At 39.9% G+C, this 9,566-nt stretch carries 8 protein-coding genes; 5 read left to right on the forward strand and 3 right to left on the reverse strand.

Going from position 1 to position 9,566, the window contains the following annotated elements; all coding sequences use genetic code 11:
- The 5 genes from AC1DG9_RS19845 to AC1DG9_RS19865 all read left to right on the forward strand — a co-directional run.
- Positions 1-1,544: hypothetical protein (locus AC1DG9_RS19845; protein WP_477635098.1), on the forward strand; the 1,544-nt coding region annotated here is incomplete at its 5' end.
- Positions 1,545-1,621: 77 nt separating this feature from the next.
- Entirely contained in the window at positions 1,622-1,801 is a 180-nt protein-coding gene (locus AC1DG9_RS19850) for a hypothetical protein (protein ID WP_172662838.1), read from the forward strand.
- 119 nt (positions 1,802-1,920) lie between these two features.
- Entirely contained in the window at positions 1,921-2,148 is a 228-nt protein-coding gene (locus tag AC1DG9_RS19855; RefSeq protein ID WP_172662837.1) for a hypothetical protein, read from the forward strand.
- Between the two features lie 154 nt (positions 2,149-2,302).
- Positions 2,303-3,187, forward strand: a complete 885-nt coding sequence (locus AC1DG9_RS19860; RefSeq protein ID WP_477635099.1) for a PhzF family phenazine biosynthesis protein — start codon at positions 2,303-2,305, stop codon at positions 3,185-3,187.
- A gap of 93 nt (positions 3,188-3,280) precedes the next feature.
- The gene (locus AC1DG9_RS19865; protein WP_477635100.1) at positions 3,281-5,158 is read left to right on the forward strand and encodes a heparinase II/III domain-containing protein; all 1,878 of its coding nucleotides are present in this window, start codon (positions 3,281-3,283) and stop codon (positions 5,156-5,158) included.
- 13 nt (positions 5,159-5,171) lie between these two features.
- Here AC1DG9_RS19865 and AC1DG9_RS19870 read toward each other — a convergent pair whose 3' ends face one another.
- From AC1DG9_RS19870 to AC1DG9_RS19880, 3 genes are all read right to left on the reverse strand, one after another.
- Positions 5,172-6,797: a glycoside hydrolase family 43 protein gene (locus AC1DG9_RS19870; RefSeq protein ID WP_337716158.1), complete on the reverse strand. Its 1,626-nt coding sequence runs from the start codon at positions 6,795-6,797 to the stop codon at positions 5,172-5,174.
- Between the two features lie 40 nt (positions 6,798-6,837).
- The gene (locus AC1DG9_RS19875; RefSeq protein ID WP_477635101.1) at positions 6,838-7,494 is read right to left on the reverse strand and encodes a carbonic anhydrase family protein; all 657 of its coding nucleotides are present in this window, start codon (positions 7,492-7,494) and stop codon (positions 6,838-6,840) included.
- A gap of 25 nt (positions 7,495-7,519) precedes the next feature.
- Positions 7,520-9,566, reverse strand: a 2,047-nt coding sequence (locus AC1DG9_RS19880) for a TonB-dependent receptor (RefSeq protein ID WP_477635102.1), incomplete at its 5' end; no start/stop codon positions are given.

Raw genomic sequence — 9,566 nt, forward strand, 5'->3', positions numbered from 1 at the left:
ACCTGCCGGGCTGGGGGCACTATTCTTATAAAATATCGACGGTTAGCGACAGCGCTCAGGTTTATTTTGATCAGGGATTAACCATGTATTATAGTTACCATATGAAGGAGGCCCTCGCTTCCTTTAAAGAAGCTGCCAGATTTGATCCTAACAGTGCTATGGCCTATTGGGGACAAGCATTAGCAATGGGTCCTTACTATAATTCTGCCCACAATTATACCATTCCTAAAAACATATCAGAAGTTTTAAAGCTGATGAACCAATCTGCAGATAAGGCATCAGCAAAAGAGCGCGATCTGCTGAAAGTAATGAATCTCAGGTATCCATTGTCGGATGCCGATACTCTAAAAACGAAGCTGAACATGGCCTATGCACAAGGTATGAAATCGCTTATTTCCATATATCCTCAGGATGCAGACATCAAGACGCTATTTATAGATGCGGTTATGTTGAGCCATCCCTGGGATTTCTGGAATAACGACGGATCTGCGAAAGAATGGACGCCTGAATTAGTGGGCTTATGCGAGAGCGTATTACAGGAAAATCCCCAACATCCTGCTGCTTTACACTATTATATACATTTAACGGAAGCTTCTCGTAAGCCTGATCGTGCCTTGGACAATGCAAGGCTGCTTAAAGATCTTTTTCCTGGCGTGGCTCACATGGTTCACATGTCTAGCCACGTGTATCAAAGAAACGGTTTGTATGCATTAGGTGTAGAAGCCAATGACAGTGCAGATGTAAGCCTTGTGCGTTATGATTCGCTGGCCAGGCATCTTTCCCTTAGCAAGCATTCCTCGCATTATTTTGCGGTACAGGCTTTTTGCGGGTTAACAGGTGGAATGTACACCAAAGGAATGCAGGATGCCATAAGGTGCAGAAAAAGTGTTATGCCAACTTATGAGGATACCTATGCCCAATATTTGTACATGATGCCAAAGTTTATCTTGGTAAGACTTGGTAAGTGGGATGAGATATTAAAGGATACAGTTCAGCCGGATGCCCGTTGGACATATGCCGGAATATTGGATAATTTTGCCAAAGGGTTGGCATATGTGTATACAGGTAAACCGGATTTGGCAAAAGTGCAACTTATTCAGTTGCGCAGTAAAATAACTGATCCTGTTTTAAAAAAKAGGCGTATCCCCTTTAATACAGCACTGCAAGGCGCACAGATTGCAGAGAATATTTTAAATGCTGTGATTCTATTAGATCAGAGAAAGAATACAGCTGGCATTAACACCCTCCAAGAGGCCATAAAAATAGAAGACGAAATGATCTATGCTGAGCCAATGGACTGGCCGATTCCTGTAAGACAATTTTTAGGAGCCTATCTTTTAAAGCAAGGGAATCCCGCCAATGCAGCACAGGTTTACAAAATGGATCTGGAACTAAACCCTGGAAATGGCTGGTCATTAATTGGGCTATATCATAGTTTAAGTGCCCTGAATAAAGTTGTGGGGATGGCCGAGTATAAAACCGCTTACCTGAGGGCATTCTCTGATGCAGAGCATATTCCCCCGGCTTCGGCTTACGGTAAATAGCAATTTATATTTCAAAATTAGGCCATTAAATCAAAACCATTTGAATTTTTAAACTGTTTACCTCTTAAAATATAAACATGAATAAATTTTTCAGAGCAATTATAGCTGGCTGGGGAGCTAAAAAGTTAGGTGGGGGCTGTTTGTCTACCATAATCATATTTATTGTAATTTATTCGCTCCTGGGTAAATGCAATCAGAAAACACAGGCAAACTCGCAATCGAAAAAAGTACAGACTGCTATTCCTGTATTCAAATAAGAATTCAGGATAACAAAAAAAAACTTGCTATCTGCAAACTTCTTGTTTTTTATTTTGTTGCTATTTAGGATTACTTAAATCCTGAAAACCATTAAAACAGTTAATTTAAAAGGAGGCTCATGAAATTTACTATAGTCAACCCCACAGATCACACGCCCGTTAGACTCAGGACAGCACCTGAAGATTATAACGGGGAGCAAGGACTCCGTATCATTTTTCCGGAAAACGATTCTTTAGTTATGGTCGAAAAAAACGGACAATGGAATGTAATGGATGAAACGGATATAAATCCTAAACTTATTGAGGCGATAGCTAAAGAGTTGAAACCGATTGCCCGATACACCTGAAGAAGTTCAGTATTCGTAGATRGCAAATGGCATCTGGACGTATTCTGAAATCCTGTTAGTTACCTCAAGGTTACCGGTTACCCATTGTTAACCGATAGCAAAAAAAGATCTGTAATTTCTAGTTTTGAGCTATTAATCATCAACAATGAAAAATATGAAAAAACTGGATTATTATGTACTGGACGTTTTTACAGATCAGCGGTTTAAGGGAAACCAACTGTCAGTTGTTTATATAGAAGATGAGCTTAACCTTAGTCAGTACCACGATATATCCAGGGAATTCGGCTATTCTGAAACTTCTTTTGTTAGCTATTCAGAGAAAGAAGGCGTTTTCAAAGTACGGTCTTTCACCCCGGCAAAATTTGAGGTAGCAGGCGCCGGACACAACCTTTTGGGCGCCGTCTGTTTGGCATTATTAAAAAAATGGGATATCTTTAAAAATCAACAAGGGAGACCCTGGGTATTGATAAAGGATACCCCTATTCCTTTAAAAGTCACTGAGGAATCAGGACTACCTTATGTTGCAATGAAACAGCGCCCTTCTAAAATAATCAACAAAGTACCAGTCAACCTCTTAACCGAGGCCCTGGGTTTAAAGACTACCGACTTTGATTTGAATGGTTGGGACATCAATATTGTACAAACAGAAGTTCCTCATTTAATGGTTCCTGTAAAAGATCTGGGAACACTTAAAAATGCTGTTTCCAATAAACCCATATTGAAAGGCTTATCTGAAAAATTTGATTTTGAAGGTTGTTATTTATTTACTGTAAATGGTATTGAAAACAATTATCTCGCAGAGACAAGGTTTTTTAATCCAGGCATTGGAATCGACGAAGATCCCGCCACAGGAACAGCTGCAGGACCACTGGCCGGCTATCTTGAAACGCTTGGATACATTAAAAAAAACAGGGACTATAAGATCCTGCAAGGAAAATATATAGAACATCCATCTACAATCAGCGTAAATGTAGCTAATGATGGCATATGGGTTAGCGGCTCCTCTGCGATTGTGATGGAAGGTCAGCTTTATTTATAAAAGGGTCATTGGGGATTTAGATTATATTGACCTTGAGAATACCAACTTCCGGTAATTGAGTGCGATTGTCAACAGAAAAATGTAATTTGGAACATGAAATCGATCCTCGCACTTCTTCTTCTAACCCTGAGCATTTCATTGGCAAGTGTCGCTCAAAAACCTGTTAGCGAAACCAGGGACGTAACAGTAACATGGGTAAAACAAAACCTCCGAAATAACGGTCCGAAACTGATCCTGACTGCTGAAAGTTTAGCGCAGATCAAAAAGGTCGTAAAAAAGGATGAAACTGCAAAAGCTTATTATGGATATCTTTATAAAAATGCAGTTGCTCTGCTGGATGTCGCAGTTCTGGAAAGAAAGCTGGAAGGGAGGAGATTGCTTGGAGTATCCAGGCAAGCAATTGCACGAATCGGCACACTCGCTGCAGTTTATGCCATATCAAAAGAAAAGCGGTTCTTGGATCGGGTAAATACCGAATTGCTAAATGTTTGCAATTTTTCAGATTGGAACCCTAGCCATTTTCTGGATGTTGGAGAAATGGCCTATGGGGTTTCTATTGGGCTGGATTGGACTCTGGGCGACCTACCGGAATCTACTATACGACTGGTAAAGGATGCCCTGATCAGCAAAGCCATAGAGCCCAGTTTGAATGAAAAATTCAACGGATGGGTAAAAGTGGACAACAATTGGAACCAGGTATGTCATGGCGGTATTACTTCGGCGGCTGTAATGATTGCAGATCAGGATCCTGCTTTAGCCGCACAATTGATTTCCCGAATGATCCAGAACATTCCAAGAGCACTGAGGGCATACGGGCCAGACGGGGCCTATCCTGAAGGGGCATCTTACTGGTCCTATGGAACCAGTTATACATTAATCACTATCAATGTACTTGAAAGCGCTTTTGGAACGGATTTTGGTATTTCCAACACATCCGGATTTGTCAATAGTGCGCTTTTTGTGAAGAAACTGGTGGGTTCAAGTGGGCTTTATTTCAATTATTTTGATTCTGGCAGCAGTGGAGATGATGGTCTGGAAAACCAGGAATTGCTGTTGTGGTTTGCAAATAGGACAAACAATGATGTCTATTTTAATAAGGAAAAATTTCTAGGAGCCCTAGCAAGGTCAGATACCAGCGGTTATAACAGTTCCAAATTTAATGGGATGGTTCTGGCCTGGCTGGCAAAACATAAAAAATCTATGGTGAATCAATTACCTGCAAATTACAAAGGTGATGGAATCAACCCAATTGTTGTATTTGGTGGTGGAAAAACTGATCCCAATGGGTATTTTCTTGGGGCCAAAGGCGGTGCAGCAAATTTAAACCATGGCAACATGGATGCTGGTTCTTTTGTATTTGACCTATATGGCGTCAGGTGGTCTGTAGATCTGGGGATGCAGAATTACTTTKAGCTGGAGCAAGCTATAGGTGTTAATGGCTTATGGGACAGCAACCAGCAAAGCAAGCGCTGGACCCTGCTGAGCAAGAACAATTTCGGGCACAGTACGCTGACGGTCAATGATGAACTGCACTTGGCCAAGGGTTTTGCACCATTAAGCTACTATAAAGAAAAAGGTAACCGTCCTCAGGCAGGTTTTGACCTTTCTGCGGTATTTAAGGGACAGCTAAAAAGCGCTAAAAGAGATTTTAAACGGACGGGAGACCAAAGCCTTGAAATCACTGATATACTGGAGCTTTCTGAACAGACAAAAAGCGTAACCTGGGCGATGATGACCCAGGCAGATGCCGAAATCATAGAAGGTGGAGTTCTGCTAAAGCAAAAAGGAAAAAACCTAAAAGTTATGATCAAGCAACCTGAGGGCGTCTTGATCATGGTGGTTTCCGAAAATCCTCCCCCATTAGACTATGATATGAAAGTAGAGAATCTGAAAAGAGTGGAATTTAAGTTTCCTGTCGAACTCCTTAAAAACAAAGGACAAAAGATCGTTGTAGAGTTAAAGGGCCCATAAATGGCATTACCCTTTAATTATTTTTCAATTCGAAAGAATTGAAAAACGCTTTCTGACCTGAACCTTTAGCTACAATACCAGCCCTATACCCCATTCCCCATGGTGCATATTTTGGCGCATCAAATGTTGCAGTGTGGAATTTCACCCATTCCAACTGAGGCTTTTTATAAAAGAAATCTATTAGTTTTCCACCTCCGCTGATCTGCATTTTCAATTCAATTAATCCATGAGATTGCTCTTTGACTTGTTTGAGTACAAGGTATTTTCCCTCAAGATTATTATATACTGTTATACCATCTTCAGCAGCTGTTATTCCAATTCCTCCTAACTCACCTGGCCACTTACTTTTGAAAATGGCTCCTGCGAAACAGACCCCACTTTGTGCCTCCGTAAGCGTCACTTTCGTGCTAATGCTGAAATTCACGGTTTTAATATATTGCCCTAAAAATGTTCCCAACTCATGATTCTGGTTCGTAGATACCAGATGAAGCCCCTTATTGAAGTTCACATCCGGCTTTGGCAATTTCGATGGCCATTGCCAGGCTAGGTTCAGTTTATTGTCCTTTTTAAAATCGTCATAAAAATCCAGTTCTGCTTTTGGTCGATTTGGAATGGTCGCATTATGAAGAACCGGCCAGCCATCCGGCCCCGTTTTTAATTCTTCAAGTATACCTTCTCTGCCTACAAATACATCATAGTTTTTATTGAACGCATGATAAAGCATAAAAAATCGGTGGTCTGCAGATTCAACCACAGTGCCGTGACCAGGGCAGTTCCATCGTTCATTGCTAACCATTACAGGGTTTTTATCATACTTCTCCCATTTTCCTCCTGCTAGATCTTTTGTCCGGGCAATTCCCGTCTTATAATTACACTTAGCATCACAACACCCTCCTACCGCATATAAACTATAGATGTACTCACCCATTCTGAAAAAACAAGCACCTTCTACCAGAGAGGTCTCCCAAGGTTGGCTGTTTGTGTATACTTTTCTTTTCTCACCCAGCAATTTGGTACGGCTTTCATTGATTTCCTGCACCCAAATCCAGCTTTCCTTCCCACAACCATTTCCGTCATTTTTCCAGAAGGCATAAATTTTTCCCTTGTCCTGAAATTCGAAAGCGTCAATTGCTCCACAATCATCTTCTATGATTACAGGACCATTGTCTGTGAATTTGCCCGTTTCGATTTTATTGGCATCTATCCAGGCTACACCACACTGCAAGCCCGGGTTTCCTTTGACTTTCCTGTTATGCGCAGTATAATAGGCATAAATTCTATGCTGCTTTGCATCATAGGCCAGTTCGGAAGCCCAGAAATTATTTTCTCCCCATTGATCCTTCATATCCTTGAACCCCTCCGGGAAAACATGGTTAACCAATACCCAGTTCTTCAAATCTACCGATTTATAGATGGTAAAATAAGGTGCCCATTCATTAGTAGTTGACGTAGCATAATAAACTTTGCCTATCCTTATAATTGAAGGATCCGGATTGTCGCCAGGTAATGCAGGGTTTACCAATTGAACATCGGCAGGAGCAACATTTTTATCTGCATCTCTTCTTTTAACGCCACATGATAGCAATACACACATGAAAACAGCACATATTACTGTAGTATTAATATACCTTATATCCATAAAACGGCCATTTATCATTTCACAAATCTATATTTATTTTTCACTTTTTACCCAAATCTATCGTTCCCGGATAAAATGTAACTACTCCTGTGGTAATATCGTGAAGGCCCCCGATGATTCCGATTTGACCTCCTTCTACCATTTCTTTGAGAATGGGACTTCGCTCCAGTATCGATTTAACAGACCTATTAACATTTATAGCGGCTACCTTTTCAACAAATTCGCTGTTGTTAGAATTGCGGTTCTCTTTTATGGTCAGCTCATCATCCACAGCAGGCCTGATTTTCGAGAGCAAAGAAGTAAGGTTGCCCATCTCCACATGATCGCAGGCACCTTTAATTGCTCCGCACCTGGTATGGCCCAGAACAACGATAATTTTTGCACCTGCAAGCCTGCAGCCAAATTCCATGCTTCCTAAAACGTCCTCATTAATAATGTTACCTGCAATCCGGATACTGAAAATATCACCCAAACCCTGTTCAAAAATTAATTCCGCAGATGTGCGACTGTATATGCAACTTAAAATTATAGCGAACGGATGTTGACCATCTGAGGTTTCATTTGCTTGCTGTAAAAGATTTCGGTTGATTTTCAGGTTATTAACAAATCGTTTATTTCCCTCTTCCAATAAATTTAGCGCCATTATTGGTGTTATAGCTTCCTGATCTTCTTTTGTTAAAGTTTTCATGCACGACAATTTTGTGATGCAATCTAAGAAAAAGTCAAAAAAAATGAGTCCTTACGGTTTTTTTAGTTTGTGCATTGGTTGTTGCACCTGTATAATTGTAACGCAACTGTAAATTCATCATCGTTGATATTTTTGCCTGAGTGCTAAACCTTCCTGTTGTGGCATTTCCATTAAAATCAAAATCCTGACCCAGATAAAACCCCTTTTGCTGGAACTCATAACCATTTAATTCGGCATTCAACTGTAACCATTTCCATGGATTATAAAGTAAAGAAAGCTCAAGCCCCTGTCTGATCTCACCGTCAATATTAACCGGAATAGTATAAAATATATCGTTGTTCCGATAGGTGTACATTTGGATAATATCAGAGTTATTTTGGTAGTAGACAGAAGGATTAAAGGTTAAATCTCCCCAATGCTTCAATAAGCCAAGTTCCAGCACATCCGCATACGAAGGGTTTAGAGCAGGATTGCCAATAAATTGAGAGTTAAGATCTGTAAGTTCATTAAATGGATACAACATCCATAATGATGGGCGATTAATTCTTTTGCTATAGCTAAACTGTGTCGTCGTTTCTTCATTGAGCTGATAGCTCAGGTTAAGCGTAGGAAATATGCGGATGTAATTTTTTTTATTTTGGTAGTCACCTAGTCGATCTTCAATACTAATTTTGGTAAGTTCTGAACGCAAACCCAACATATAAGAAAACCTCTTACCTTTATTGCTGAATTGAGCATAGGCACTGCTAATCAGTTCATTGTACTGAAGTTTATTGTTGATATTGTAATAAATAACCCATTGATCTCCTTGTTGTTGTTCTGCATAAAAATCACTTGTTACTTTTCTGTTCTCGAGTTTTAGCCCCAGTTCAAGCATCGATTTTTCGGTTAGTGGTTGTTCTAAATCGCTTTGAAGTAAGAAATCCTTACTACTGCCAATAGAACTGGTCCTGATACCCGGCAAAGTTTCGGGATGTGGAAAGTGTTTCTMAGTGGTCAACGCCCATGTTTTGTCGCTATTCCAAAAATCATATTGCATATCAAGTGTATATTTTTTTTGTGCATTTTCGAATGTGCGCGTATAGTTAAATTCTAATTGATTGTAATCTCTTTTCTCTCGGGATTCACCATTTCTGATTAAGTTGCTATCCAGAGTACTGCTACTATATTGATAATCGAACCAGGTTTTGTCATGATCTTTAGTCGCATTTTTAAAGTAGGCTGCAGTCATTGTATTGTGTGCATTAATGAGATAGTCAGCACCGAGATATATCAATTTACCGTCATCATGTCGGTCTTCATCCTGTGTTTGAGTTAAGAAACGCTGCTGTTCATTATCCAACACGCTTTGATTACTGCTGTAAAAACCTTTATAATCCGATAAACGGATGCCCAGCGTAGAGAACAGGTTAATTTTATCTGACTTATAATTCAAACTGGGATTTATACGGTTATCATTAGGAAGCCCTCCTACCACCTTTAGCTGGCCATTTAGCCCACCAATTTTATTCTTTTTAAGGATGATGTTAATGATTCCGGCAGATCCTCCGGCATCGTAACGGGAAGAGGGATTGGAAATAACCTCAATCTTATCAATTAGACCGGCAGGGATCTGATCGAGTAAATTGCTTTGCGTTAATCCCGAACGCCGACCATTAATTAAAACCATCACATTGCTATTGCCTCTTAGCCTTACTGCGCCTTCAGGATTTATCGCTACAGATGGTACGCTGTTTAATATATCGTTAACTGAACCGCTTTGAGATAAGATGTCTTTTCCAACCTCAAAGACCTTTTTATCCAGTTTTAAACTAATCATACTTTTTTCTGCAGTGATCGAAACTTCTTTTAGAACGGTTGTATCTTGCATAAGGCTAATATTTCCAATATCCAGTTTATAGGCTGAAGGACTTAGCTCAACGTTTCGACTTAAGGTTTTATAACCTATTAGGCTAAATTCCAATATGACATTTTCTTCAGGCAATCCTTCTAAAAGAAATTCTCCTTTCTCATCACTAATGGTGCTTAAAATAAGTTTCCCAAGGATATTTTTAACTTGAATAGTTACGTAAGGCAGTGCG

Source organism: Pedobacter sp. 05L430 (assembly GCF_056397585.1).